Source organism: Delftia sp. PX-1 (assembly GCF_055797465.1).
In genome coordinates, this window is record NZ_CP184763.1 from 3967454 (window position 1) to 3992227 (window position 24774).

General features: G+C 64.8%; 21 protein-coding genes. 11 read left to right on the plus strand and 10 right to left on the minus strand.

Features of this window, described 5'->3' with window-relative positions:
• Nucleotide 1: 1 nt before the first annotated feature.
• Complete coding sequence (locus ACN20X_RS18180; RefSeq protein ID WP_016453359.1) at nucleotides 2–874, plus strand: hypothetical protein; 873 nt, start codon at nucleotides 2–4, stop codon at nucleotides 872–874.
• A gap of 116 nt (nucleotides 875–990) precedes the next feature.
• Nucleotides 991–1704: a hypothetical protein gene (locus ACN20X_RS18185; protein WP_016453358.1), complete on the plus strand. Its 714-nt coding sequence runs from the start codon at nucleotides 991–993 to the stop codon at nucleotides 1702–1704.
• A gap of 126 nt (nucleotides 1705–1830) precedes the next feature.
• Here ACN20X_RS18185 and ACN20X_RS18190 read toward each other — a convergent pair whose 3' ends face one another.
• The 3 genes from ACN20X_RS18190 to ACN20X_RS18200 form a co-directional block, all read right to left on the minus strand.
• Nucleotides 1831–2559 carry a DUF4198 domain-containing protein gene (locus ACN20X_RS18190; protein ID WP_016447013.1) on the minus strand — a complete coding sequence of 243 codons (729 nt, stop codon included), beginning with the start codon at nucleotides 2557–2559 and terminating at the stop codon, nucleotides 1831–1833.
• Nucleotides 2560–2754: 195 nt separating this feature from the next.
• Entirely contained in the window at nucleotides 2755–4671 is a 1917-nt protein-coding gene (locus ACN20X_RS18195) for an AMP-binding protein (RefSeq protein WP_016453357.1), read from the minus strand.
• Between the two features lie 4 nt (nucleotides 4672–4675).
• Nucleotides 4676–5692, minus strand: coding sequence for a Bug family tripartite tricarboxylate transporter substrate binding protein (locus ACN20X_RS18200; RefSeq protein ID WP_473209699.1), 1017 nt, complete (start codon nucleotides 5690–5692; stop codon nucleotides 4676–4678).
• A gap of 123 nt (nucleotides 5693–5815) precedes the next feature.
• On the opposite strand from ACN20X_RS18200, the gene ACN20X_RS18205 reads away from it, so the two are divergent.
• The 7 genes from ACN20X_RS18205 (at nucleotide 5816) to ACN20X_RS18235 (ending at nucleotide 12843) form a co-directional block, all read left to right on the plus strand.
• Nucleotides 5816–6784, plus strand: a complete 969-nt coding sequence (locus tag ACN20X_RS18205; protein WP_016453355.1) for a LysR family transcriptional regulator — start codon at nucleotides 5816–5818, stop codon at nucleotides 6782–6784.
• 35 nt (nucleotides 6785–6819) lie between these two features.
• The gene (locus ACN20X_RS18210) at nucleotides 6820–7401 is read left to right on the plus strand and encodes a TetR/AcrR family transcriptional regulator (protein WP_016453354.1); all 582 of its coding nucleotides are present in this window, start codon (nucleotides 6820–6822) and stop codon (nucleotides 7399–7401) included.
• A gap of 115 nt (nucleotides 7402–7516) precedes the next feature.
• Entirely contained in the window at nucleotides 7517–8617 is a 1101-nt protein-coding gene (locus ACN20X_RS18215) for an alkene reductase (RefSeq protein WP_392450688.1), read from the plus strand.
• Between the two features lie 218 nt (nucleotides 8618–8835).
• Nucleotides 8836–9468, plus strand: a complete 633-nt coding sequence (locus ACN20X_RS18220) for a Rossmann-fold NAD(P)-binding domain-containing protein (protein ID WP_034367090.1) — start codon at nucleotides 8836–8838, stop codon at nucleotides 9466–9468.
• Between the two features lie 47 nt (nucleotides 9469–9515).
• Entirely contained in the window at nucleotides 9516–10100 is a 585-nt protein-coding gene (locus tag ACN20X_RS18225; protein ID WP_034367088.1) for a flavin reductase family protein, read from the plus strand.
• A gap of 158 nt (nucleotides 10101–10258) precedes the next feature.
• Nucleotides 10259–11026, plus strand: coding sequence for a hypothetical protein (locus tag ACN20X_RS18230; RefSeq protein WP_128422671.1), 768 nt, complete (start codon nucleotides 10259–10261; stop codon nucleotides 11024–11026).
• 320 nt (nucleotides 11027–11346) lie between these two features.
• Nucleotides 11347–12843 carry a hypothetical protein gene (locus ACN20X_RS18235; RefSeq protein ID WP_473209700.1) on the plus strand — a complete coding sequence of 499 codons (1497 nt, stop codon included), beginning with the start codon at nucleotides 11347–11349 and terminating at the stop codon, nucleotides 12841–12843.
• Nucleotides 12844–12915: 72 nt separating this feature from the next.
• Here ACN20X_RS18235 and ACN20X_RS18240 read toward each other — a convergent pair whose 3' ends face one another.
• Both ACN20X_RS18240 and ACN20X_RS18245 read right to left on the minus strand, forming a co-directional pair.
• Complete coding sequence (locus ACN20X_RS18240) at nucleotides 12916–14037, minus strand: helix-turn-helix transcriptional regulator (protein ID WP_046239086.1); 1122 nt, start codon at nucleotides 14035–14037, stop codon at nucleotides 12916–12918.
• A 4-nt stretch (nucleotides 14038–14041) separates the two neighbouring features.
• Entirely contained in the window at nucleotides 14042–15181 is a 1140-nt protein-coding gene (locus tag ACN20X_RS18245) for a helix-turn-helix transcriptional regulator (RefSeq protein WP_473209701.1), read from the minus strand.
• A 118-nt stretch (nucleotides 15182–15299) separates the two neighbouring features.
• Between ACN20X_RS18245 and ACN20X_RS18250 the strand changes: the two genes are divergently transcribed.
• Nucleotides 15300–16100 (plus strand): SprT-like domain-containing protein, encoded by an 801-nt coding sequence (locus ACN20X_RS18250; RefSeq protein WP_473209702.1) that lies wholly within the window; start codon nucleotides 15300–15302, stop codon nucleotides 16098–16100.
• A gap of 66 nt (nucleotides 16101–16166) precedes the next feature.
• On the opposite strand, the gene ACN20X_RS18255 is transcribed toward ACN20X_RS18250, so the two are convergent.
• From ACN20X_RS18255 to ACN20X_RS18275, 5 genes are all read right to left on the minus strand, one after another.
• Nucleotides 16167–16604, minus strand: a complete 438-nt coding sequence (locus ACN20X_RS18255; protein WP_016447025.1) for an OsmC family protein — start codon at nucleotides 16602–16604, stop codon at nucleotides 16167–16169.
• Nucleotides 16605–16762: 158 nt separating this feature from the next.
• Nucleotides 16763–18166, minus strand: a complete 1404-nt coding sequence (locus ACN20X_RS18260) for an MFS transporter (RefSeq protein WP_192366813.1) — start codon at nucleotides 18164–18166, stop codon at nucleotides 16763–16765.
• A gap of 120 nt (nucleotides 18167–18286) precedes the next feature.
• On the minus strand, nucleotides 18287–19585 hold the full coding sequence (locus ACN20X_RS18265; protein ID WP_473209703.1) for an RICIN domain-containing protein: 1299 nt from the start codon (nucleotides 19583–19585) through the stop codon (nucleotides 18287–18289).
• The gene (locus ACN20X_RS18270) at nucleotides 19582–22026 is read right to left on the minus strand and encodes a hypothetical protein (protein WP_473209704.1); all 2445 of its coding nucleotides are present in this window, start codon (nucleotides 22024–22026) and stop codon (nucleotides 19582–19584) included. Before ACN20X_RS18270 ends, ACN20X_RS18265 begins: the two co-directional genes overlap by 4 nt.
• Before the next feature lie 65 nt (nucleotides 22027–22091).
• Nucleotides 22092–23423: an alpha-xenorhabdolysin family binary toxin subunit A gene (locus ACN20X_RS18275; RefSeq protein ID WP_473209705.1), complete on the minus strand. Its 1332-nt coding sequence runs from the start codon at nucleotides 23421–23423 to the stop codon at nucleotides 22092–22094.
• A 394-nt stretch (nucleotides 23424–23817) separates the two neighbouring features.
• Here ACN20X_RS18275 and ACN20X_RS18280 point away from each other — a divergent pair, with 394 nt between their 5' ends.
• A complete protein-coding gene (locus ACN20X_RS18280) occupies nucleotides 23818–24753 on the plus strand; it encodes a restriction endonuclease (protein WP_473210822.1) in 936 nt (311 codons plus the stop codon).
• Nucleotides 24754–24774 lie beyond the last annotated feature (21 nt).

The window sequence follows — 24774 nt, forward strand, 5'->3', positions numbered from 1 at the left end:
CATGCACACCATCCCCGAACTCGCCAGCCCCCAATCCTGGAAATCCACCCTGCCCTCCCGCCGCGCGGAGATTGCCCAAGCCATTCTGGAGGGGCTGCCGCGCGGCTTCGAGTTCGCCAAACCATTCGTCTCTACAGAACCTGCTGAGGGCGCGGCACGGGAGGTTCCCTGCTTTTACGACGCGCAGCATGAGTCAACGCTGAAACTCGTGCTGGGCGGCGATTTCACCTACGGGGCAACGGCGCCGCGGCTTGCGACGTTGCGCGGTTTGATTCCTGCGGAGGACTGGTCCTTGATTGCGCCAGTGATCCATGCAGCGCATGAGGCGGGTCCCGTGCATGTGACCGCGTTTCTGATGGGCCTCTTTCCCACGTTCGAGTGGTTGATTGAAGAGCATGTGGATTTGTGCGATGGGCTGGAGCGGCCTGATTTCTCCAGCGAGGACGGGCCGTTTCCCGCCTATGTCACGCAAGAGGAAGCGCAGCGCTTTTTGGCCGCCACGGGCTATCGCCTGCCTTGGGACCATGAGTGGGAGTACGTTGCGAAGGCAGGCACGGAGCGGCTGTATGTGTGTGGGGACGCAGTTCCCCAGCGCGATCTGTCCGGGGATGTGTGCCTGACGCAGTTTGGCGATGGGCAGCTCAACCGCGCGGCCTCCAATCCCTGGGGAATGGCGGCGTTGGCGGTGGCCACCTTCACCCGGCTGCAGGCCAGTCCGCACGAGTGGCGCATCCGTGGCGGTGCGGCGGCGTTCTATCCGTTTCAGCATCCCATGCAGCAGGCCATGCTGCTGACGGAGCTTCAGCTGCCGCTGGCCAACATGCCCGGGCAGATGGCGGGTCTGCGTCTGTGCCTAGATGTGCCAGCCATATAAGGGCACATAGGGCCATATGGGCCATATGGGGCCAATCCGTGCACAGCCGTTGTTGTGGCGCTCCTGGCACAACAATGTTCTGGTGGCGTCATTTTTCGGCTTTAGGATGGCGGGCCATGCGCAATTCCCACTCCCTTTGGACGGCGGCAGCCCTGGGCCTGGCAGCCTGTCTCGGCACCAGCCCGGCCCATGCAGCCCGGCCCATGATCACGGATGATGCCCGCATCGTCGATGCCAAGTCCTGCCAGCTGGAAAGCTGGGTCAAGTCCAAAAAGGACAGCACGGAGTTCTGGGCCCAGCCGGCCTGCAATTTCACGGGCAATCTGGAGCTGACGCTGGGCGCGGCACACACGCGAGAGGACGGCAGCAGCCGGACCACGGATGTGGTGATCCAGGGCAAGACCCTGTTCAAGGAACTGCAGCCCAATGGCTGGGGCTGGGGCCTGGCCGTGGGCAATGCCCGGCATCCGAATGACGAGGGCCAGGGCCGGGGGGATCTGTACGCCTATGTGCCCGTCACGTTCTCGCTGCGCGATGACCGGCTGTTCTTCCACACCAACGTGGGCTGGCTGCGCACGGCGCAGGCGCATCGCAACCTCATGACCTGGGGCCTGGCCACCGAGGCCCAATTGAGCCAGAGCACCTGGCTGATTGCCGAGACATTCGGCCAGAACCAGGGCAAGCCCTTCTACCAGATGGGCCTGCGCTACTGGCTGGTTCCCAATCATGTGCAGGTCGATGCCACCTACGGCAACCGCGCGGGCAGCAGCACGCAGGAGCGGTGGTTTTCCATCGGCTTGCGGCTGCTGTCGTCACCGTTCCTGCCCTGAGCCCTGCCTGGTGGCTGGCGTCGCGCCCGTATGCCTGCAGGCCCGGACGCCATGGAAACCGGTGCCCCGCACCGGCCGGTGCGGGGTGGTGCGGACCGTGCAGGACCGCAGTGCCTGCCGCAGTGCCTATTTGTTGGGCTTGGCTGCAGGGCCGGCCGGGATGGCGGCGACGCCATCAGGCTTGACGTAGGTGACCGAGGTCACGTAGTGCACGCCGTCGTATTTTTCTGCACCGTTCGGGCCGGTGCGCTCGCCGCCGCTGCGCTCGTCGTGCGTGGCTTCGGCCACGTAGGTGCCCTTCCAGGGCATGTCGAACTGCACCAAGCCCTGCTCGTCGGCATGGGCTTCCTTGCTCCAGCCCGATTGCACGGTCAGCACGACCTTGGCCTTGGGCAGGGGCTGGCCCTTGTAGATGACCTTGAATTCGCCGGCCTTGCCCGAGGGCACCACATCCAGCGTCAGGCGCGGGGCCTGGGCGGCAAAGCCGGTGATCAGGCGCGCGGCCGGGTGGTACCAGTTGCGCAGTTCCTGCTCGCCCTTCTTGCTGGTGTACAGCGGATAGCCGGCATCCTCGGCCACGATGCTTTCGCCCTGGCCGGCCTTGAAGGGCAGCGCAAAGCCGGTGCCGGTCTTGCGGCCGTCGGCGGCCTTCTCGCCCTGGGCAGACACCAGGGTGGCCACGGGCTTGCCGAACTTGTCGAGCAGGCCCGGCGATGTCTCGCGCAGGTTGTCGCCAAACTCGCCAAAGCGGATCACGGCGGTTTCGCCGGCCGGCTGTTCCAGCCAGATCTGGTGGGCCTGGCTGGCGCCGCTGGCGGCCAGGAGTGCGGAGACAAGAATCCAGTGTTTCTTCATTGCAGCTTCCTCAATGGACAAAAAAAACAGCCATCGGCGCCACAACGGGCCGACGGCATGAACGTGCTTGGGCAGTGGGGTGCGGCCGCATGTCGCCGCATTGATTATTGAATGCGAATGGTTTGCATTCTATGCGCATTGCGCACCGCTCCGGCGCAGTTCACCAAGTGGCTGCAATGGGGTCCGGCCCAGCGTTCAGGCGGCATCCTCGATGCGCACCGGCTCGCCCGTGAAGGCCAGCGCCTCGGCGGCCTGCTCCCAGGGGCGCCTGTCGTGCGCCTTGGCCGGGCGCAGCACAAAGCCCTCGCCTTCCGCATGCGTGGTGCTGGCCGCGGGCGGCAGCGGCAGGCCCATGCGCTCATGCGCCTGGGCCACCAGGGTGCGGGCGTAGATTTCAGCAGCCATGCTGCGCAGGCGCGGCTTGTAGACCTTGCCCACGTTGGTGGTGGGCAGCGCATCGATGATGCGCACATAGCGCGGGCGCGCAGGCGCTTCGTCCACGCCGGCTGCGGCAAAGGCCAGCAGTTCGGTCTCATCGGCCTGGGCGCCGGGCTGGAGCGCGACAAAGGCCACAGGCACCTCGCCCGCATAGGCATCGGGCGCGCCCACGGCGGCGCAGGCCTTGACGGCGGGATGGCGCTCCAGCGCCTGCTCTATCACCTGCGGATCGATGTTGTGGCCGCTGCGGATGATGACGTCCTTGGAGCGCCCGCGCAGCCGCAGCAGGCCATCGGCACCGACCGAGCCCAGGTCCCCCGTGATCAGCCAGCCGTCATCGGTGAGGTAGCTCGAAGGTGCGATGCCGCCCAGGTACCCGGCAAACAGGTTGGGCGACTGGAACACCACCATGCCGGTTTCGCCGGCCGCCGCTTCCTGGTCCGATGGCCTGCCGTCCGGCCCCATGCGGCGCACGGCCAGGCGCGCAAACGGCAGGCGCAGGCCCACATGTCCGGCCGCCGCGTGCAGGCCGGGCGGCGTGATGGTGGAGATGCCCGTCATCTCAGTCATGCCCAGGCTCTCGTGCACATGAAAACCGCTGTGCGCCTTGAAGCGCGCCGCCACCTCGGGCGACAGCGGCGCGGCGCCCGTGCGGAAGTAGCGGATGGAGGACACATCGGCCCCCTGCAGCGGCACCTCCACCAGCGCGGCCAGCACCGTGGGCACGGCCGACATCAGCGTGGGCTCCCACTGTGCCGCCATGCGCCAGAAGCCGGCAATCACGGCCTTGTTGCGAAACAGACCGGTGGTCGGAATGATGACGTGGGCTCCGGCCGAAAAGCAGGCCAGCGAGCCCGGCAGCACGCCCGCCACATGGAACAGCGGGTAGCCGTTGATGGTGCGGTCGGCCGTGTTCAGGCCCTGCATCTGCACGCTGGCCCAGGCGGTGTAGACCTGGGCGCCATGCGTTTGCACGGCGATCTTGGGCGCACCCGTGGTGCCCCCGGTATGAAAGTAGGCCGCCACGTCGCCGGCCTGGGGCTGGCGCCCGCTCACCAACCGGTCGGAGGGCTGGGCGGCCAGGCCGGCGTTCAGATCGCTGGCGGGCCAGCGCTGTCCATCCCCCTGGAGAGCCCGGCCTTCATGCGAGACCCAGAGCACATGCGCCAGATCCGCATCCAGCGCCGTGACTTTCTCGCGGATGCCGGCATCGTCCTCGTCCGCCCAGGCGATCAGAAAGCGCGCGCCCGTTGTCCGCATCAGGGCAGAGATCTTCTCGGCACTCAGCAAAGGATTGATGGGCTGCACGATGCCCGCCGCCTCGCCGCCCCACAGCGCAAAGTGGTACTCCATGCAGCCGGGCAGCAGGATGGCCACCGTGTCGCTGGCGCCCATGCCCAGCGCATGCAGGGCGTTGGCCGTCTGGTGGATCTTGCCCAGCAGTTCGGCATAGCTCAGGTGCCGGGCATCATCCACGCTGCCGGCCTGGGGCAGAAAGCTCAGCGCCCTGCCCTGGCCGTGCTCACGCGCGGAGTTGCAAAACAGGTCGTAGACCGTTTGCGCCGTGATCAGCCCGGCCATGGGCTGGCTTTCGATGGCCTCCACATCGGCCAGGGAACGCACGGCCCGCAGGGGCCGGAACATGGATTGCGCAGGAATAGGACTCATGGCCATGGGCTCACTCCGCGCCCAGGCCGTTGGTACGCACCACCTCGCCCCAGCGCGTGTAGTCGCTGCGGATCAGGCCCTCGGTGTCCTGGGGGTTGAGGTAGGCGGCCGTCACGCCGATCTTCTCGAAACGGTCGCGCACCTCGTCGGTGGCCAGCAGCTGGCGCGAGGTGGCGCTGAGTTTGTCGATGATGGCGCGCGGCGTGTCCCTGGGTGCCACCAGGCCGCCCCAGGACGACGCCTCATAGTCGCCAAAGCCCTGCTCGGCCATGGTCTGCACGCCGTCCAGCGCCTTCACGCGCTGCGGCGTGCCCACCGCCAGTGCCCTCAGCCGCCCGCTGCGGATATGGGGCAGCGCAGACACCATGTCCGCATAGATCACCGGCACCACGCCGCCCAGCGTGTCGTTCATGGCGGGCGCGCTGCCCTTGTAGGCCACGTGTTGCATGGTGTGCAGCCTGGCGGATTTCATCAGTTCCATGCTCAGGTGGCCCGAGCTGCCCGCCCCGGAGCTGGTGTAGTCCAGCGTGGAGGGCTGCGCCTTGGCGTACTGGAACAGCGATTTGAGGTCCGTCACCTTGGGCAGCGACTGCGCATTGACCGCAATCACATTGGGCAGGTCGTAGATCTTGGTGACCGGGGCGAAATCCGTGGCCGGGTGGAACTTGACGTTCTTGAAGAAATGCGGCGCCATGATGGTGGGCGTGACCATCATCATCAGCGTATAGCCGTCAGGCGCTGCCGTGCGGAACTGGCCCGCCGCCACCGCGCCCGATGCGCCGGGCTTGTTCTCTATCACCACCGGCTGGCCCAGCTGGCGCGCCAGCGCCTCGGCGTAGACGCGCGCTGCGCCATCGGTGGGCCCACCCGGCGGGAAGGGAACGACCAGGCGAATCGGCCTGTCGGGCCAGGCGCCGGTATCGGTATTGGCCTGCGCCGCGCTGCACAGCGATGCGAACGCAGCCACGCCGATGGCGCCCAGCGCCATGCCCTTGGCCAACGCCTGTCTTTTTGTGATGCCTGCCATCTTGTCTCCTTGAATGTTTATGTGTTCTGGCTGGCCCATTCTGCCCAGCGCACCCTCTTTGACAATGGCGGCGGCGGTTGACATCATGTCAAATAATATTGACACCCCCTTGGACTTCAGCGCATGGATCTCCTGGCATTCAACATCCTTGTCCAGATCATCGAGCACGGAAACCTGAGCCAGGCGGCAAAGTTCTTGAACATGTCGCGGGCCAACGTGAGCTACCACCTGGCCCGGCTGGAGAAGTCCCTGGGCGCATCGCTGCTGCGCAGAACGCCCCAGGGCGTGGAGGCCACCGAGGTCGGCCAGCGCATCTACCGCCATGCACGCAACATCCTCAACGAGACCGAACTGGTGCGCGAGCTGGCCCAAAGCAGCACGGACGACATCTCGGGAAAGATCGGGCTGAGCGTGCCCACCGGCTACGGCCACCTGGTCATGGCGCCGTGGCTGATCGAGTTCAAGCGCGCCCATCCGCAGGTGGTGCTGGACATCCGCCTGGAAAACTTCATAGACAACCTGCTCAAGGACAGCGTGGACATCGCCATCCGCGTCATGTCCGACCCGCCGCCCATGCTGGTGGCGCGCGACATGGGGCCGGTGCGCTACAGCCTGTGCGCCTCCAGCGACTGGCTGCGCAGCCACCGCCTGCCGGAGACACCGTCCGAGCTGTCGCGCACGCCGCTCATCACATCGGGCGGAGAAAGCGGCAAGGTGCGCCTGCAGATTGCGCGGAACGGCCAGCCACTGGAGGAGCTGGACATCACGCCCACGCTGATGTCGCGCAGCTACCCTTTCCTGTGCGACTGCATCACTGACGGCCTGGGCGTGGGGCTGGTGCCCGACTACATGGTGCGCCGCCAGGTGGAAGATGGCCGCGTCGTGCTGGCCATGCAGGACTACGAATTCAGCATCAACCAGGGCCGCATGTTCATGCTGTACATGCCCAACCGCTTCCAGTCCGGCGCCGCCCGGGCCTTGATCGACTTTCTGAGCGACAGGATGGGCCTTGCGCGCATCATCCGGCCGGGTGACTTGCCCGACGGCACAGGCGTTGCGACCGCCGGAATGACGCTGGAACAAAGTTTGTAGACGACTGGTCGGTTTTTGCGTTAGACTTCGATCCCATGAAGAAACCCGCACAGGAAACACGCCAGCACATCCTTGATGTGGCCAAGGCGTTGATGACCCAGAAAGGCTATACGGCCGTCGGCCTGGCCGAAGTCGTCGCGGCCGCGGGCGTGCCCAAGGGCTCCTTCTACTACTACTTCAAGTCCAAGGAAGAGTTCGGCCAGGCCCTGCTGCAGGAGTACTTCGACGAGTACCTGGCCAAGATCGATGCGCTCATGGAGACGCCCGACCCGGCCATCTCCCGGCTGATGACCTACTTCCGCCATTGGACACGGAAACAATGCTCGGCCCATGCAGGAGGCCAGTGCCTGGTGGTCAAGCTGGGCCCCGAGGTCTGCGACCTGTCCGACGACATGCGCTCGGTGCTGCGCACCGGCACCGACGCCATCATCACCCGCCTGACCGACTGCGTGCGCGCAGGCCAGGCCGACGGCTCCATCACCTCCACCATGGATGCCCCCACGCTGGCCGAATCGCTGTACCAGCTGTGGCTGGGTGCCTCCCTGCTGTCCAAGCTGGGCCGGCATGAGGAGCCCTTTGCCGCAGCCCTTGTTTCCACGAAGCGGCTGCTGGGCTGAGCAGGCCTGGCCGCCGCTTTTTATTTGTCTTGTTTGTAGACGACTGGTCAACTTGAAACCTCTCACCCTTCGCCCATCCCTCCTCCTTTTTGTTCAACCACCACCACTGCACACCATGACCGACCACAGCCTTCACACCGATCTGTTCTCTCCCACCCAACTGGGCGGCCTGTCGCTCGCCAACCGCTTCGTCATGGCCCCGCTGACCCGCAGCCGCGCCGGTGACGACGGCGTGCCCACCGAACTGCACGCCACCTACTACGCCCAGCGTGCCAGCGCAGGCCTGTTGATCAGCGAAGCCGTCAACATCTCGGCCCAGGGCCGCGGCTACAACCTGACCCCCGGCATCTGGACCGAGGAGCAGGTCGCCGGCTGGAAGAAGGTCACCGACGCCGTACATGCGGCCGGCGGCAAGATCGTGGCCCAGCTGTGGCACGTGGGCCGCTACTCGCACGTGGACCTGCAGCCCGGTGGCGTGGCCCCTGTCGCCCCCTCTGCCATCAAGGCCGAAGGCGTCACCTTCACGCCCAACGGCGTGGCCGAGGTGTCCATGCCCCGCGCCCTGGAAACCAGCGAAATCCCCGGCATCGTCGAGCAATACCGCCATGCGGCCGAATGCGCCAAGCGTGCAGGCTTTGACGGCGTGGAAGTGCACTCGGCCAACGGCTACCTGCTCGACCAGTTCCTGCGCGACTCCACCAACCACCGCACCGACGCCTATGGCGGCAGCATCGAAAACCGCGCCCGCCTGACGCTGGAAGTCACCGACACCGTGGCCAAGGTCTGGGGCGCCGACCGCGTGGGCATCCGCCTGTCGCCCGTCACGCCCAACGCCGGCAACACGCCGCTGGACAGCGACGTGATGGCCCTCTACAGCTACCTCATCCCCCAGCTCAACCGCTTCGGCCTGGCCTACCTGCACGTCGTGGAAGGCGCCACCGGCGGCTCGCGCGAACTGCCGCCCGGCGTGGACCTGGACGCGCTGCGCAAGCTCTTTGACGGCGCCTACATGGGCAACAACGGCTATGACCTGGAACTGGCCATGGACCGCCGCGCCAAGGGCTTGGTCGATACCGTGGCCATCGGCCGCCCCTTCATCGCCAACCCCGATCTGGTGGCCCGCCTGCGCCACGGCAAGGAGCTGGCCGTGGCCCCGCACGAGGCCTACTACGGCGGCGGCGCCCAGGGCTACATCGACTGGCCTGCATTGGCGTAACTCCCCCTGAGCGGCTTACGCCGCTTCCCCCGTTGCACGGCGCCCTCTCTCGCTTCGCGGGAGGGGGCGTCCGGGCAGCCGGCGACACCCTCGGTACGGGGCGGCGCGGCCGGCGTAGGCCCTTCCTCGGTGTCCCTTGCCTTGGGCTGCACCAGTTTTATGCGCCACGCCATCTACGGCACACTGGCTGATCCGTGTCCCCATCGAAAGACCAAGCCATGCAACTGCTGATCGTAGGCGCCACGGGGCTGGTGGGCAGCCAGGTGCTGCAACAGGCCCTGGCCGACAGCCGCATCACCCGCGTCGTGGCCCCGGTACGCCGGGCGCTGCCGGCGCATCCCAGGCTGCTCGCCCCCATCGTCGATTTCGAGCACCTGCCCGAAGGCGCCGACTGGTGGCGGGCCGATGCCCTGGTCTGCACCCTGGGCACCACCATCAAGACAGCCGGCAGCCAGCCGGCTTTTCGGCGCGTGGACCATGACTACCCGCTGCTGGCCGCCCGCCTGGCCCATCGGCACGGCACGCCCACCTATGTGCTGAACTCGGCCATGGGCGCCGACGCCGGCTCGCGCATCTTCTACAACCGCGTCAAGGGCGAGCTGGAGCGCGACCTGCAAAGCCAAGGCTTCGCATCGCTCACCTTCGTGCGCCCCGGCCTGATCAGCGGCCCGCGCACCGAGCACCGGGCGGGCGAGCGCTTCATGGTCAGCCTTCTTGGCGCCCTGGGCCCGCTGCTGCCCCGGCGCTGGCGGCTCAACCCCGCACACCGCATCGCCCATGCCTTGATAGAGGCAGCTGTCAACGCCAGGCCCGGTGTCCATATCGTGGGTTCCGAGGCGCTGGCCGAATGAGCCCGGCGCCTGCACGCGCAAAAACAGAACCCTTCAGGAACCCTTGCATGAACCCGCATATCGCCCCGGTCGATCTCGCCAAGTCCTACCGACTGATCAACCACGGCCCCACCGTCCTGGTCTCGGCACGCCACGGCGGCGTGGACAACGTCATGGCCGCAGCCTGGTGCTGCGCGCTGGACTTTGCGCCCCCGAAGCTCACCGTGGTGCTTGACAAGGCCACGGCCACGCGCGCCCTGGTCGAGCACAGCGGCATGTTCGTGATCCAGGTGCCTACGGCCGCCCAGTTGCAGCTCACGCACCAGGTCGGCACGCTTAGCCTGTCCACCGATGCCGGCAAGCTCGCCACCAGCGGCGTTCAGCTGTTCGGCATGGACGGGTTCGACCTGCCCTTCGTGGACGGCTGCGCCGGCTGGCTGGCCTGCAGGCTGATCCCCGAGCCCCACAACCAGCAGGCCTACGACCTGTTCATCGGCGAGATCGTGGGCGCGTGGTCCGACACCCGCGTATTCCGCAACGGCCACTGGCACTTCGAGGACGCCGACCCCGCGCTGCGCAGCCTGCACTACGTGGCGGGTGGGCAGTTCTATGCGATTGGGCAGGCGTTGAGGGTGCAGGAAAGCAAAGAATAGTTTCTTTTTCCATTTCAGAAATCTGGCAGTACTTCTACTGCAATGCTTGCTGCGTCCTGAAGATCAATACCGCATCTGCGGTATATTTTCACTGGGACAAACAATTCATTATTCCTTCCCGTGGGTGTTATTTTTCACATCAACTGAAGGGAATCAAAATGGAATGGAACTCAACAAGAAACCAGTGGACGCGTCAGCTTGTCTTTTCCTTGATCGCGTGTCCCATCGCGGTCTTGATGACAGGGTGCAGTGGTGCAGAGGAAGTCTTGGATGCCATCGCAGTCGCCACAGGAGATGGTGGCAAGCGTGTCAAGCTCACCGGTCCTATCATGGGCGATCAGCGCATGATCTGCATTGATAGTCCACCACGCGTGGCACCGGCCGAATTGCAAAGAGAAATTGACAAATACCTGTTCAAGTCCATCCGTTGGGATAGTGGCACACCCGACAAGAAAACGACTGTCAACAAGGAAATCGAGGACAACCGGTCATGCAGCTATCGGATATCACCTTACGAAACCATTTCCTGGGACCAGTTCGTTTCTGACGCCATCAATCAGCAATTGGCAGATTGGGGGAATTTCAGCGCAAATACAAATATGGCAGGCCAAAAATATATCGATGTCTGCATGAAAGACAATGAATGCGAGGATGGAGATATTCTAGCCATCACATTGAATGAAAGGGAAGTTGCTCGTTCCGAACTTTTCAACCAGCCAAGTTGTTTTGAGGTGCCCGTCAGCTCAGGAGTCAGCTATCTTGGCATACGGGCCATCAATGGCAGCGGCAACAAGGGAGCGTGCTCCTATGCGGATCGAAATACAGGGGAAGTGACGGTAAGCGGGGCCACAGGCGCGGGACGCACGCAGCTCTATAGCGTGCGTGGCGGCCAGGGCTCCTATGGATCACTCACCATCGTCAATTAGTTTTCGCATCCTGGAAGAGGATATGACCGCATATTGACCAGCTCAATAAAAAATTCGTTCGATAAACTCCTGGGTGCTGCAACAGTCCTGCGAGCTTTGATGTTTACAAAGGGCCAATCGCAAAATAAAGCGAATAGTGCCTGCAGCTCCTGAAAACTCCGCTCAAAAAATATTTCATCCCAGAGCCGGTGCCGAAGCCATCCCGCAAATGCGGTATGGCCTTGCGCACCATGGCTGGGAAGACTGCTGTCTAGGCGGATGAGGGAAACCATCGAATCCTTGCGCCGCCCATTCCCAATCGTTTGAAAGGCAGATACCCAATGACCAAGCAGACCCCCAAATTGCGCCCCACCCTCATCGCCGGTGCCGTGCTCGCGCTTACGGCTTGCGGAGGTGGCAGTGGCGGTGGCGGAGACAACGAAGTGACGCCCCCGGTTGCACCACCAACACAAACGACCCAGGAGTTGGTGCAGAAGTACATGGATACCAGACAGGCTCTGACCGCCACCCAGTTGCCCGCCAAAGGCACCGAGCGCTTTGCGCATCTCGACGACTGCTACCTGGGCAACGGCAGCAGCAAGGAGCGCCTGATCACCCATTGGGATGAAAACCAGACCCAGGTCCAGGCCTCCAATGCCTACCAGATTGGGCGGAGCTTCGAAAATCTGCAAATCCTGGCAGAGCGCAAAGCCACCAATGCCGACGGATCCGCACGGCATGAGGTGGATATCAGCTACGACGAAAAATTCACGGACGGGACCAGCACAAGGGACCAGCGTGAAACGCTGATCGCAGGAAGCAGCAGCGGCACCTGCGCCACTCCCCGCAATGCAGCCGAGATGCGCAGCCTGGGCAATCAGCGCGTGGTAAGCGTGGGACTGGTGTCGCGCAACCGCGCCAATGTGATACGCCAGCTGTCCGACGGCGAACCGTCCTCCAGTCCGTTCCACTTGCGGCGCGAGGTGCAGTTTGGCATTTCCGATCCTGCTCGGCTGGCAACTTACGCCATTGTCAGTTGGCCGTCGGCGAAAGCAGGCGGCGCGCGCAACTCGCTCAAGCTGCTGTCGCCACGCATCATGCGCGATGCACCCGAAATGCAAGGCGTGCGGGGCAACGCCAGCTATGCGGACACCAACAACTTCCGGCAGTGTCGATCGAACGCCAGCAACGACGTGGCCAACGCCGGCACGGCAGATTGCACCAACGCGCAACTGGGTGTGGCCAACGACTCGTGGGGCTCCACCGTGCGCAGCGGGTTCGATGCTGCCGCCATGGCAGACGGTGACAACCGTTTCGCAGCGCTGGGCCTGGCAGCGGGAACCGAGGTGCGCTTCGATATCCATGCCGACGATGGCTGGAAAGCCGTCAACGGACAGCAAGGCAAAACACCCATCGCCACCTATCAGGTCACGCTGAAGAGCGGGTCTTATCCGTTTGCGCAGATACCTGTCAATGCCTATCCCCAGTTCAACACCATCTCGCCCTCAGAGGGCGAGATCGTGGCCGGCTTCAAGGCCGGCGGCGGCAGCGCGCAGGTTGTCTGGTCGGCTGCGCAACCGCCAGCGGGCAGCATGCCCATGGCACTTTCAGTACTCAGTTCCTACCGGCAGGGCGCTGCGGCGGGGTCTGCCTCCGGCCTGCCCACGGTACGCACGCCCAACCTGACCGTGCCTGTTCCCAAAGGAGCCACCTCGGCCACCATACCTTTTGGAGGCAAGCCGGACGGTGCATCGGCCACGAACTATGCCGAGTTCCTCCTCATCTACGCCGACCGCAACGGCAGGGAGATGTACTACAACCTGCAATACGCCCCCTGAAGCAAGGGCTGCGTGACCAGCGCCCAATCCATCGCCCAGCCCGCAAGGCGCTGCGCGATGGGCAGGGACTGTTCACACCATTCCCCACCCCTGCAGCAGTTGCACCAATTCCACCTGCCGATGGCAGCCCGTCTTGCGCATCAGGTTCTTCATGTGGGTGCGCGCCGTATGCCAACTGCATCCTTCCATCAAGGCATAGTCCTTCACGGTCTTTCCGCCTGCCAGAAGCAACAGAAGGCGGGTCTCGCTGGGTGACAGGCCCAGCATCTCGCCCACCAGGCCTTGATTCTGCAAAACCATGGAGCCGGGCAACGTCAGAAAGATCAGGGCCAGGGGCTGTTGCCACGGCGCGGCAAACGCATGGTTGGCCGCCAGAGGCAACGCGGTCAGCCTGAGCAGGGACTGGCTGGACCGGCTGCCTTGGAGCACCAAGGCAGCCGCCTTTGCGGGATTGGCGCAAGCGGCGGAGACCAAGCTCTGCAAGCGTGCATGCGCCTCGCCCGATGTGCATCGCAGCCCGCCGTGCACACATTGCAACGTGCCGAATGTTGCGAGCAGGCGCTCTGCCGCCGGATTGGAATGCTGCAGCCGGCACCGAGCATCCACGACGAGCAGTGCCTGCGCCAGCGCATCCAGTGCCGCGAGTCCCCATGCTGCCTGGCCGCATAGCTGGCCCATGCGCGCGCGCAAGCGGCCGGCCCGCTCGATGTGCGGCATCAAATGCTCTAGGAATGCCTTGTCCTGTGCACCATAGACGCCGGCATCCCTGGGGCGCATGAAACTGATGAAATCACGCGCATTGCCTTCCACGCGAACGGCGGCAGCGGCGGTATGCCGCAGTCCCAGCGGAACCAGCCAATCCGTATAGACGCTGTTCTGTGACGCCTGCCTGGCACTGATGTGCTCATGGTCCAGCATGACCTGGGCCACGGGCAGCCGCTGCACGGTTGCCATCCGCAGGTCGTTGTGCGCGTGGTGTGTCTCGTACTCCTGCATCAAGCCGTGATGCAGACCGAAGCTTTCCAGATTGCTTGCGCTTTGCGGAACGGCTGCCTCGCCAGCATTCAGCGTGAAATAGTGAAAGACGCCCGCCTGCAATTGCGCGCACATTCCCGCGAGCGCCTCGCTCCAGGCCTGGGGAGCGAGCACCCCCTCATACAGCTGACCGGCGATGGCATCGATGCGTTGTTGCACGGACTCACCTCGGCTGCAGGGATTGCAGCAGCCCCACCAATTCCACCTGCCGGTGGCAACCTGTCTTGCGCATCAGGTTCTTCATGTGGGTGCGCGCCGTATGCCAGCTGCACCCCTCTATCCGGGCGTAGTCCTTGACGGTCCTGCCCGTGGCAAGCAGCACCGCCAGACGCGCTTCCGAGGGCGACAAACCCAGCGCTTCCTGCACGAGTCCGGGACTCGGGCCAGAAAATGGCGTACCGGCATCCGCCATTACCAGCAAAGCCATGGGCCGCTGGCGGAACGCAGCGGCATGGCTGGGCTTGAGCGGCAGGACCGTCACCATCAACCGCAACGCAGAGCCTGCCGTCAGGCACAGCGCCCCGGCCAGGCCCTGTGCATGATGGCCGCAAGCCTGGGCCACAAGACGCAGCAGTTGCGCCTGGGCCTGCCCGTCAACGCAGCGCAGCAGGCCGTGGCGCACAGACAAGGCTTCGCAAAAAGCTGCCAGCAGGCAGTCGGCCGAGGGGTTGCAGTAGTGGATGCGGCAATTTGAATCCACAAGTGCAATGCCTTGCGGCAAGTTGTCCAGGGCTGTGAATCCCAAAGCCGCCTGCCGCGCCAGTCCGCCCATGTGCATGCGCAGGCGGGCGGCACGCGCCAGATCCGGCATCCACTGCTGCATGAAGACGCGCTCCTGTGCGCCATAGATTCCACGATCCGTGGGACGCATGAAACCCAGGAAGTCCTGCGTCCCCCCCTCGTCGCGCACCTTGACACCCAGCGTGTTGCGAAGTCCGTGGGGCGCCAGCACATCGACGTAGACCGCATTGCGCGACATCTCCCATGCGCTGAAGTGCTCATGGTCGAGCATGAACTGGCCCTGGGGCAGGCTCGCCACGACGGACATGCGCAGGTCCTCGCCAACGTAGTGGGTTTCGTATTCACGCAATTTATCGGCATCGATGCCCGCCAGGTCGTGGTTGTGCACGCTCTCGACCACCCCGCCACCAGTGCTGCCCAGCGTGAAGAAATGGAAAACGGACGCGCCCAGCGCCTGCCGCATGGCGTCCAGCGCAGACTGCCAGTCCTCAGCGGAAAGTACTCCGTCGTACAGCAGTCCCGGTATATAGCAACTGGCACCCTGTCGATCAATAAATTTCATGAAAATGAATTATTGATTCTTTATGGCTATTTTCAATCAGACAGCTCTGAATTTCGATACCGGTCTTGCCAAGTCGATTTGGGGCAATGTTCACATGGTTGTATTGCACAATCCATCAATGCCCGCCGCCCCCGTCCGCTCCGCACCCACGCGCGAAACCTATTCCGAACTGCAGCAGGCCTACGAGCACTTCAACCAGCGCCTTTTTGACGATGCCCTGCCCCATTGCCTGATCACGCTGCAGCGCGAGAAACGCACCTGCGGTTACTTCTCTGCCGCGCGCTTTGCCTCGCTGGACGGCAGCACCACCGACGAGATTGCGCTCAACCCCGCCTACTTCGCGGCGGTGCCCATCATCGAGACGCTGCAGACCCTGGTGCATGAGATGACGCACCTGTGGCAGCACCACTTCGGCAAGCCGGGCCGTGCGCGCTATCACAACGAGGAATGGGCGGACAAGCTGGAATCGCTGGGCCTCATGCCCTCGTCCACGGGCCGGCCCGGCGGGCGGCGCACGGGCGACATGATGGCCGACTACGCCGTGGCGGGCGGCCCCTTCCTGGCGGCCTGCGATGCCTTGCTGACCACGCGCTTCCAGCTGAGCTGGTACGACCGCTTCCCGGCCATCGAGCATGTGGTCACGGGCCAGTGGAGCATGGCCACGCAGCTCCAGGGCATGCAGGGCACCCAGCCGCCCATGTCATCCGTGCCCGCCCTGGCCGAAGCCGTGCGGCCCGTGGGCACCTCGGTGGCTGTGCCGGGCTCCACCACCGGCGAGACCACCGTGCAGCCGGCCAACAAGTCCCTGCGCGTCAAGTACCGCTGCGGCGGTTGCGCAGCGCCCGTCAATGTCTGGGGCAAGCCGGGGCTGAACCTGATCTGCGGCGATTGCGGCAAAGGCTTCACAGCCCAGGATTGAGCACTCGGCAAGCCAGAGTGCTTCACCTGCCCCGCCCCACCTCCCGGCACAAGCGCCTGTGCGGACTCAATGCAGCAGCGTGGCCACCAGGGTCACCTCGGGCACGCCTGCCAGTGCCTTGGACAGCGGGCACTGGGACTTGGCCTCCTGCGCGATCTTCTGGAACTGCGCATCGTCGATACCAGGCACCTTGGCCTGCAGCGTGAGCGCGATGCGGTCGATCTTGAAGCCCTCGCCATCCTTGGCAAGCCGGACCTTGGCCGTGGTGTCCAGCATCTCGGTGGCGATGCCCGCCTTCTCACAGGCAAAGGCAAAGGCCATCGTGAAACACGCCGCATGCGCGGCGCCCACGATCTCCTCGGGATTCGTTCCCTTGCGGTCATCCCCGAAGCGGCTGCCGAACCCGTAGGGATGGTCCTTGAGCGCGCCGGTCTCCGTGCTGATGCGGCCCTGGCCGGTCTTGCCTGCACCTTCCCAATGGACGGAAGCGGTTTTCTCGGACATGTGTTTCTCCTGTGCGTTGGTTGGACAAGCCGCCATCACAGCACATGCGCCACAGGGCAAGGCGTGGTCCCGGGGCGCGCCAGCCCCTGCGCGCACGTCCTACAGAGCCAGGCTTAAACACTCATCCAGCGATCTTTGTGATGGCAAAGCCGGCCTCCTCATCCCACAAACACCTGCCGCGTATCCGTTCGCCCCACGATCACCGCCGCCAGCACCGCCGCCCCCGCCGCAACCCCAAAATTCGCCAGATAGGCCGCCTGGGCCGAAGTCTCCAGCAAGGCCGCGAACAGCGATCCGCCAATGGCCAGGGTGGCCGCCACGGCAATGGCCTCGCACAGCTGCAGGGCCGAGCTGTTGGCGCCCTGCTCGCCGGGCGCGGACATGGACAGCGTGAGCACCGACAGGCTTGCCGACAGCAGGCCCATGCCCAGCCCCGACACGATCCAGCCCACCACCGCCACCCACACGGGCACGGCCGGCCAGGCCACGGATGCCGTCAGCAGCACGCCCGCCAGCACCGCGCTGGTGCCCACGCGCAGGAAGCGGTGACGGCTCCAGCCGTTGCGGCTGTGTCCCTGGTACCAGGAGGCCGAACACCAGCCCAGCGCACCCGCGCTCAGCACCAGCCCCGCCATGGGCGCTGACAGCCCGTGCTCGCGCGCCAGCACCAGCGGCAGGAACGCCTCGGCCCCGAAGAACGCCGCAAACACCAGCCCGCGCAAGGCGATCACGCTGGGCAGCCCGCGCCCGGCGCGCAGCGTGCCGGCCGGCAAGAGCTTCCAGGTGCAGACCAGCGACAAGGCCGCGGCCACCGCCACCGCGCCCAAGGCGCCCGCCGATTGCCTTTGCCCGCCCACATACAGAAGGCAGATGCCCGTGGCCGCGCCCAGGGCCCACAGCCCGCGCCGCACACCGCCCTGCATGCCCTGGCCATGGCCGCCCAGGCCCTGGAGCGCCGGGCGCAGCATCGCCCCGGCCGGCAAGGCCAGCAGGGGCACGCCCAGGAACACCCAGCGCCAGCCCAGGTGCTCCACCACCAGGCCGCTCAACGCCGGCCCCACCAGTGCGGGCACCACCCAGGCCGTGGCAAACGCCGCAAAAATGCGCCGCCGCAGTGCCTCGGGATACCGCCGGCCCACCAGCACGTACAGCGCCACCGACATGCCACCCGCCCCCAGCCCCTGAACCAGCCGCCCCGCCAGAAACACCGGCATGGAAGGCGCAAAGCCCGCCAGCAGCAACCCCGCCACAAAACACGCCATGCCAGACCACAGCGGCGCCGCCGGCCCGCGCGCGTCGCACCAGCCGCCCGCCACCGTCATGCCCACCACGCTGGTGGCCAGGGTCACGCCAAACGCAACCGCGTACAGCGGCACCCCATCGAGCGCGCGGGCCACGGCCGGCATGGCGGTGGCCACGGCCAGGGCCTCAAAGGCAATCAAGGCCACCAGCGAGACGATGCCGATCGTCGTCAGGCGGTAGGGGGAGGACAGGATGGACCAGCTCTCGGTGGTCGTCGGCCGGACCTGATCGTCCAGCGTGAGGGAATCTTGATGGGGCATGGATGCTTCTTGGTTGCAGGGTCTGCGACGGCCATGGCGCAGTGCCATGGCGACGAGAAGCCTGGAGCATGCAACCTCAAGTGCGGTTGAGATCAAGGGGGTCCTGCCCCCTGGCACCTCTTACCGCTCGATCACACGCCAATACTGGCCGGAGGAGCGGCTGGTGGCCGGCAGCATGACGGCAATGCCATTGTTATTGGCCGTATCCAGCACGACAGCATCCGACAGGAAGCGGTTGTAGAGATGGAACTGGCCCGGCAGGTCGCTGGGCGCACAGCGCCACTGCTGGCCGCTGAAGCGTGGGGCGCCTCCCGCTGACGCCGTCATCTTCAGTTCATGGTGCGATTTCCCGGCCACGCTGGTGACATCGAGCGCCATGGTGCCCGGTCCGAACGCCGCATTCTGGACAAGCCAGTAGCCCTTGCCGGTGCGCATGAACCTCCATCTGTCGGCGCCCACAATCATGGCCGGGAAGGAAATCTGCCATGGCTTGACGTTGTACAGCCCCGGGGGCGACACAAGCCCCGTGCCCTGCAGCAGCGCTACCGCATTGCGCCTTTCGCTCCAATACAGGTTCTGCAGCCCGACCCATTGGCGGTCCTTGAGCATGGGGCACTGGTCGTACAGGTAGTCGCCCGTCTCGTAGCGCCGAAAATCCGCATCGCTTAGCCGCTGGGCCGAGAGTGCGTGCGCCTCGGCGGAGATCCGTTCCAGTTCCCGCATGGCGGCCGTCATGGCGATCAAGGGCGCGGATGAACCACGCACCGGCCTCACCGGCAAGATGCGGCGAGCATTTGCAAGGTCGGAGGCCACGGCCCGCCAGCGCAACGCCAGGGTGCTGAATTCCGTTGCCATCGCCTGCGGCGCGGGCCCAAGGCGGACCACCGCGTTTGCCGGTGGCGGCTGCCTGGCATGGTGCGCGGCGGCCACGCGAAGCAGCGAGGCATGACTTTCCAGCTGCGCCACGACGGGTGCAGCCGCCGCAATGGCCGTATCCATCTCCGTCTCGACGGCTGCGACACCCGCATTCCATCGGGCCTCGTCCAGCGGCGCGTCGGGGGTCAGCGAAACGGCATCCAGCTGGTCACAAAGCTGCTGCAAACGCCCCACGGCCTGCCCCAGCTTTTGCACCGTATCGGCCAGCCCGTTGATACGGGCACGCAGCGTGCCCCAAGCGGCCGATGCCGCCTTCAGCGAAGGGAACGACTGCATGCTCTCCAGGCTCCTTACCAGCGTCATGCGGCCGCTGGCATCGTCCAGATCAAGCCCGGTCAGGAACGAGAACTCGGCGATATCGGTCCATACCTGCCGTGCGACTGGCTCACGCGCGGGCTCGGCTTCGACGCGGCAGCTCGCTGCCATGGCGCCACCGCAGCACAGCGCCGTGGCAGCGGCGGGCAGCCACAGAAGCCGGCTCATTTGGCGGCAGTGCCGGCCATCAACAGGCGCAGGGCCCGAGGCGCTTCCGGCATCTGTCGGGGCTCCAGCACTTCGATCAGCCACGTCGTGAACGGCGTCGGGCAGACGTCTCCCAGATGCTGCGAGAACTCGATCTGGTCGCCGGCGTAGGTGAAGTTGATCTTCAGGGGCGAGCAGAAAAGCCTCTCGTCCCCGTTGCCCGTGCTGTCGTGAAAGTCGCTGCCGGTCACCATGTCGATATCGATGCGCTGGGCCGAGGCATCGGCAAACTCCAGCCAGGCCTGCACCGACGAAAGGCGGATGCGGCGGTAGCTGGCCAGTGCCGGATGGCTGGTGGCAATGGACAGGCTGATGGGCTGCCCATGCGCCAGCTGCTGCAGCAGCGCGGCGTCAGTGACCCGCAATTCCCGCCGCAGATCCCCTTGGGTCCTCGCATTGGCCGCCTGCGCGCTGGCGTGGTCTGCCAGCAGGGTGGCGTGTGCATCTGCCATGGCAGCGGCCGTGCCCGGCATCGAAAGACGGTGGCCGGGCTGCTTGCCGGTCTCGTAGGCCTGTGCGGCGCGGACCCCAAAGCAGTCCACGAAGAAACCGCGGCGCGCACTTTCTGCCCTGAGGGTGATTTCGCCCTGCAGCCGCGCGCTGCGCTCCAGCTCTGTCAGCGCCTGCTGCTCCAGCGCCTGCAGGCGCTTGCGCTTGCCGATCACCGCAACGTACTCCAGCTTGAGCGTGGCAAGCTCACGGGCAATGGCATTCTTGGATGCGCTTTGCTCTGCCAGCAGGCGGCCATAGACGGCCACCTTCTGCACCTGTGTCTTGAGGGTGTTGGCAGCGTTGCGCACGGCCGCCTCGGTGCCTTCCGTGGCAAGCACCAGATCCAGCCGGTTGACTGCATCGTTCTCCAGCACCGTCCAGGCGGCCTTGGCTTCATTGGCATCCGGCATGAGCGCAAGCGCACGCATGGTGTCGCCCAGCTCCCGGGAAATCCCCTCGACATCCAGCCCGCCCAGCGGCCCACGGATCACCGGCAGCACCGCATTCAATGCGCCCTTGGCGGGATCCACCAGATTCTTGAGCGTGCTGGAGTTGTGCCTGGCCCATTGCAGCGGAATGGCAAACGACTGGCCCAGGGCCTTCAGCGCCTTGAGCGGGCCGTCTATGCTGCCGCCAAGCGTCTTGGCCTGCCCGTACAAATCCTTCAGGCCGAGCACGCCTTTCTGACCGGTCTCGGTCAACGCCTTCGGGTCGGGCGGCACGCCCACGCACAGGGCGGCCACGCTGCCCGCGACCGCAATGACGCCAAAGGCGATTTCCAGGCTCATCTTCACGGTGCGCACGATCTGGGCAACGTCGCTTTCAAGCTTGAGCCGCATGGCGGAAAGTTCCGCTTCAAGCTCCTCCTGGCGCACCGTGCGTGCGGCGCGGTCAAGGGCCTCGATCTGCTGATTCAACCGCTGCTCCAGCTCGGTGCAACGTGCCTCCAGCGTCTTGAGGTCCAAGGTGTCCCGGTCGGCAAACGCCTGCGCGACGCTGCCCACGGCACCTGCCAGCTCGCCGCTGGCGCGCAGGCTGCGCAGGTGGGCCTCCATGGCCGCCATCACCTCCTGCCGGGCCTTGGCCAGCGACAGATAGCTGCCGGCGCTCAGATCAGGAATCGGCCTGGCCAGCCCGTCAACACCCATGACCGGCAGCAGACGCTGCAGCGAACCCGCCGCCTGGATCAACTCGCCAAACCCGGACTCGACCCCTGACCAGCGCGTGATCCAGGCCAGCGCCTCATGGCACAACGCCAGCTCGGCCGCGCTGTGGCCGGGCCTGCCCGCCATGCCGGCGCTCAGGGCAAACAGCGCGGCCAGCACCCTGTGCATCGGCTCGCCATGCTCCAGCAGGCCGGGCGGCACGGGGGTGTGCTTCACCACAGCCCGGTTGTCCTGCCACAGGAAATTGCTGAACTGCGGCCGCGCCACCGTGTCCCAGGCCCCCTCCAGCGCATAAGGGGTGTCGCGCGTGGGGCCGCCGTACAGCGTGAACCGGCCCTCCACGGCTTCCACAAAAATGCGCACCCTGCTGAGCTCGTTGTCCGCGTCATGCAGCATGCGCAGAACCGTCGTGCCTTCGGAAACAATGCGGCGGGCAACCACCGTCAGCCGCCGCACCGAACCGTCAAGCCGCCTGTCGAACCCCTCGGGCACCACCACGGTATCGGCATGGATGTCCAGCGCCTGCAGGCCAGCCGCGTCGGCCGCGTCCAGCAACACCTTCAGGTCCACCACCAGATCGGCCACGGTGCCGAAGGGATTGAAGCTGCCGTCCGGCGCCCGGCCACCGCTGCAGACCAGCGGCCCTGGCGGCACCAGGCCCTCGGCACGGTAGCGATCGATCAGGGTGCGCAATTCAATGGGAGTCATCGCGGCAGTGAGCGCGGGAGTCATTGCTGAAGTCATGGCGGGTGATTCCAGTTAAGGCACTGCACCTGTGCAGCGGTGGGACAAAGGCCGGAGCAGACCGCTCAGGCTGCCTTCTTGCTGGCAAGCTCCACCAGTTGGTCCACGCTCTGCGCCTTCTTCGGCGTGCCGCCGAAACGGCGGAAATGGTCTGCCTGTCCGGCGACACGCGCCCAGCCCTTCTTGGCCGTGCCCAGCACCACCGTCAGGCTGAACCAGTTTTCCCCTTGCAGGGACTTGCGGCCGGTGGTGCTCAAGACCTTGTGTATGTTGCCCAGATCGGCAGAAATCGCGCGCCATGCCTCGCCCAGCGTCTTGAGCTTGGGGCCCAGGTCTTCGATGCTCTTGCTGATGCTGTCAAAGCGATCATTGCTTCGGTTGTAGTAGCCGATGAAGCGCTCGTTCGTAGCCATCGTGGCCTGGATGGTTCTCACCTCATCCACCTTCTCGGCAATCTTCCTGCGCGTGACCGCAAGGTCCGCACCCACACCGATATCCACCCCCGCCAGAATCAGCGGCCCGAAAAGCGGAATCGCCAGATAGGCCGGAGACGTGGACAGCACGATGACTTCATCCTTTTCCTTGCGGCGCAGGGCCTTCAAGTCGTTCTCCAGCTTCTCCACGGCGGCCTTCAGCTTCTGGTTGGCAGCACCCTCGGCGCCCAGCGTGGTCGTGAACTTCTGCTTTTGTCCATTGAATGCGGTCTTGCAGGCATTCAGGCGCATCAGTATTCCGTTGCCGTTGTCAAGAATGGAGTTCTGCAGCGCGAAGGCACGCACCGATCGCGCATTGGCGTCTTCAATCAACTGCTCCAGCGCGCTGCTGAAATTGCGCTTGATCTGCTCCGAACGCCCGCTGGGCGTATCGCTTTCCCAAACCTTGACCAGGGCCTTCCATTTCGCTTCCACGGCCGGCTCCGCCGATGGGGTGGGAGCCCCCTCCAGATCGAAACGGTCCACCAGCTCGATCAGCCGCTCATAGGTGGTTGCCGCCACATCGTTGTACTGAACGATATCGTCGGCCAGCGTCAGCATCTTGTCCTGCACATCGGCCTTGAACTTCTGGCCGACACCCTTGAGCGTGACGAACAGCTCCACCGCTTCGGAAAACTCCGGCCGAAACGCATCCTGCTTCTGCATGCCCAGCATGGCGCGCATCAGCTCCGTGGTGGTCGGGTTGTCGGTGACTGCAGACTCGAAGAACGTCGTCAGCCCGATCCAGTCCTCTGAACTGAGAACGGAGATTCCCTTGTAGATATCGGCAGACGGTGTGAATGCATTCGTTGAATTTGCAGGGTCGGACATGGCGAAGGCTCCTGATGGTGAAAGGCCGGATTCGGCCTCGAATCGCTGTGCAAACAAGCGGCGGCGTTGAAGAAATGACCGCACCGCAGTCATCGCCCACCCTCCTTTTGCGCTCCAGTCAACCGGATGCTAGGTAGCCGCCATGGCCCTGTATGTCCCCCAAACAAGTGACACAAATTCATACAGCACTGGGGATAAGGACAGCAGCCGGACAGCTCTCTCACGCTCCAAGGAGCCTGTCCCCTGCGCGACCCATGGCAATGAGCACGATCAATCCATTGCCCCAAATGACAAGGCAAGGAATTTCGCAGACCAGGCATACACCACCCGCTACGTAATCAATAGCGCATTGCACACATTCATCGCCAGCCAGAAGACATCGTGAATGTCAATTTCTCTTGATTTCACCGCACCCATTGGCACAGGAATTCGCCTCGCCCATAAATGTTGCAAAATGTTTGGCAATTTGATCGATGGAGGAGCGGGAGTGGCAAGAAAACGAAAGACCAGCACGGCAGAAGACCTCATGGATCTGATCGCCACGCTGCCCTGGTGGGCCGGCATCGCATTGGCGCTCACCAGCTACATGGTGCTGCACTCCATTGCCATCCGTCCCCTGCCTGCAGCGCAAAGCCCGCAGCAAATAGGCCAATTGGCCACCACGGCCATATGGCAGGGCCTGGCTACCGGTGGCCAGTACATCCTGCCCCTCATCTGCCTGGCCGGCGCGGCCATTTCCGCCGTGCGCAAGCGGCGCCGCAGCCGGTTGTTCGAAACCACCTCGGCCAGTTCCAGCGCGGACGCGCTGCAGAACATGTCATGGCGGGAGTTTGAAACGCTGGTGGGTGAGGGATTTCGGCGGCGCGGCTACGGCGTCAGGGAAACCGGTGGGGGCGGGCCTGATGGTGGTGTGGACCTGGTCCTCTCGAAGGATGGCGAAAAGACACTGGTGCAATGCAAGCAGTGGAAAGCCTTCAAGGTAGGCGTTTCCACTGTGCGCGAGCTTTATGGCGTCATGGCGGCTGATGGGGCCGCTGCCGGCTTTGTGGTGACTTCTGGCAGGTTTACTCAGGAGGCTGTGGCGTTTGCTGCGGGGAGGAATATCCACCTCATGGACGGCGCCGCGCTCATGAAATTGCTGAAGGAAGCAAAGGCCCAGACAGGAGCGGCTTCAACAACCAAGGCCCGGACTTCTGCACCTTTGGCGAGCCCTGTGCCTGTGGTCGAGCCCGTCAAGACGGAGCCTGCTTTGGACACAGTGCAACCGGCTGCTGCCCCAATACCCGGCTGTCCTCAATGCGGGAAAGCCATGGTTCAGCGGGTTGCGAAGCGTGGGCCTGCTGCGGGGAAGTCGTTTTGGGGATGCTCGGCGTTTGGTGCGGGGTGTCGAGGGACCCGGGAAATGGTTGGGAATGGGAGTTGATCTTGTAGATGATTTTTTTAA

Bases quoted from the DNA above. Each gene is read 5' to 3' on its own strand.
- ACN20X_RS18190 (WP_016447013.1), bottom strand. From the start codon at position 2,559: ATGAAGAAACACTGGATTCTTGTCTCCGCACTCCTGGCCGCCAGCGGC.
- ACN20X_RS18245 (WP_473209701.1), bottom strand. From the start codon at position 15,181: ATGAAATTTATTGATCGACAGGGTGCCAGTTGCTATATACCGGGACTG.
- ACN20X_RS18200 (WP_473209699.1), bottom strand. From the start codon at position 5,692: ATGGCAGGCATCACAAAAAGACAGGCGTTGGCCAAGGGCATGGCGCTG.
- ACN20X_RS18250 (WP_473209702.1), top strand. From the start codon at position 15,300: ATGCCCGCCGCCCCCGTCCGCTCCGCACCCACGCGCGAAACCTATTCC.
- ACN20X_RS18265 (WP_473209703.1), bottom strand. From the start codon at position 19,585: ATGAGCCGGCTTCTGTGGCTGCCCGCCGCTGCCACGGCGCTGTGCTGC.
- ACN20X_RS18255 (WP_016447025.1), bottom strand. From the start codon at position 16,604: ATGTCCGAGAAAACCGCTTCCGTCCATTGGGAAGGTGCAGGCAAGACC.
- ACN20X_RS18185 (WP_016453358.1), top strand. From the start codon at position 991: ATGCGCAATTCCCACTCCCTTTGGACGGCGGCAGCCCTGGGCCTGGCA.
- ACN20X_RS18180 (WP_016453359.1), top strand. From the start codon at position 2: ATGCACACCATCCCCGAACTCGCCAGCCCCCAATCCTGGAAATCCACC.
- ACN20X_RS18215 (WP_392450688.1), top strand. From the start codon at position 7,517: ATGACCGACCACAGCCTTCACACCGATCTGTTCTCTCCCACCCAACTG.
- ACN20X_RS18235 (WP_473209700.1), top strand. From the start codon at position 11,347: ATGACCAAGCAGACCCCCAAATTGCGCCCCACCCTCATCGCCGGTGCC.
- ACN20X_RS18205 (WP_016453355.1), top strand. From the start codon at position 5,816: ATGGATCTCCTGGCATTCAACATCCTTGTCCAGATCATCGAGCACGGA.
- ACN20X_RS18225 (WP_034367088.1), top strand. From the start codon at position 9,516: ATGAACCCGCATATCGCCCCGGTCGATCTCGCCAAGTCCTACCGACTG.
- ACN20X_RS18210 (WP_016453354.1), top strand. From the start codon at position 6,820: ATGAAGAAACCCGCACAGGAAACACGCCAGCACATCCTTGATGTGGCC.
- ACN20X_RS18195 (WP_016453357.1), bottom strand. From the start codon at position 4,671: ATGGCCATGAGTCCTATTCCTGCGCAATCCATGTTCCGGCCCCTGCGG.
- ACN20X_RS18260 (WP_192366813.1), bottom strand. From the start codon at position 18,166: ATGCCCCATCAAGATTCCCTCACGCTGGACGATCAGGTCCGGCCGACG.
- ACN20X_RS18270 (WP_473209704.1), bottom strand. From the start codon at position 22,026: ATGACTTCAGCAATGACTCCCGCGCTCACTGCCGCGATGACTCCCATT.
- ACN20X_RS18275 (WP_473209705.1), bottom strand. From the start codon at position 23,423: ATGACTGCGGTGCGGTCATTTCTTCAACGCCGCCGCTTGTTTGCACAG.
- ACN20X_RS18220 (WP_034367090.1), top strand. From the start codon at position 8,836: ATGCAACTGCTGATCGTAGGCGCCACGGGGCTGGTGGGCAGCCAGGTG.
- ACN20X_RS18230 (WP_128422671.1), top strand. From the start codon at position 10,259: ATGGAATGGAACTCAACAAGAAACCAGTGGACGCGTCAGCTTGTCTTT.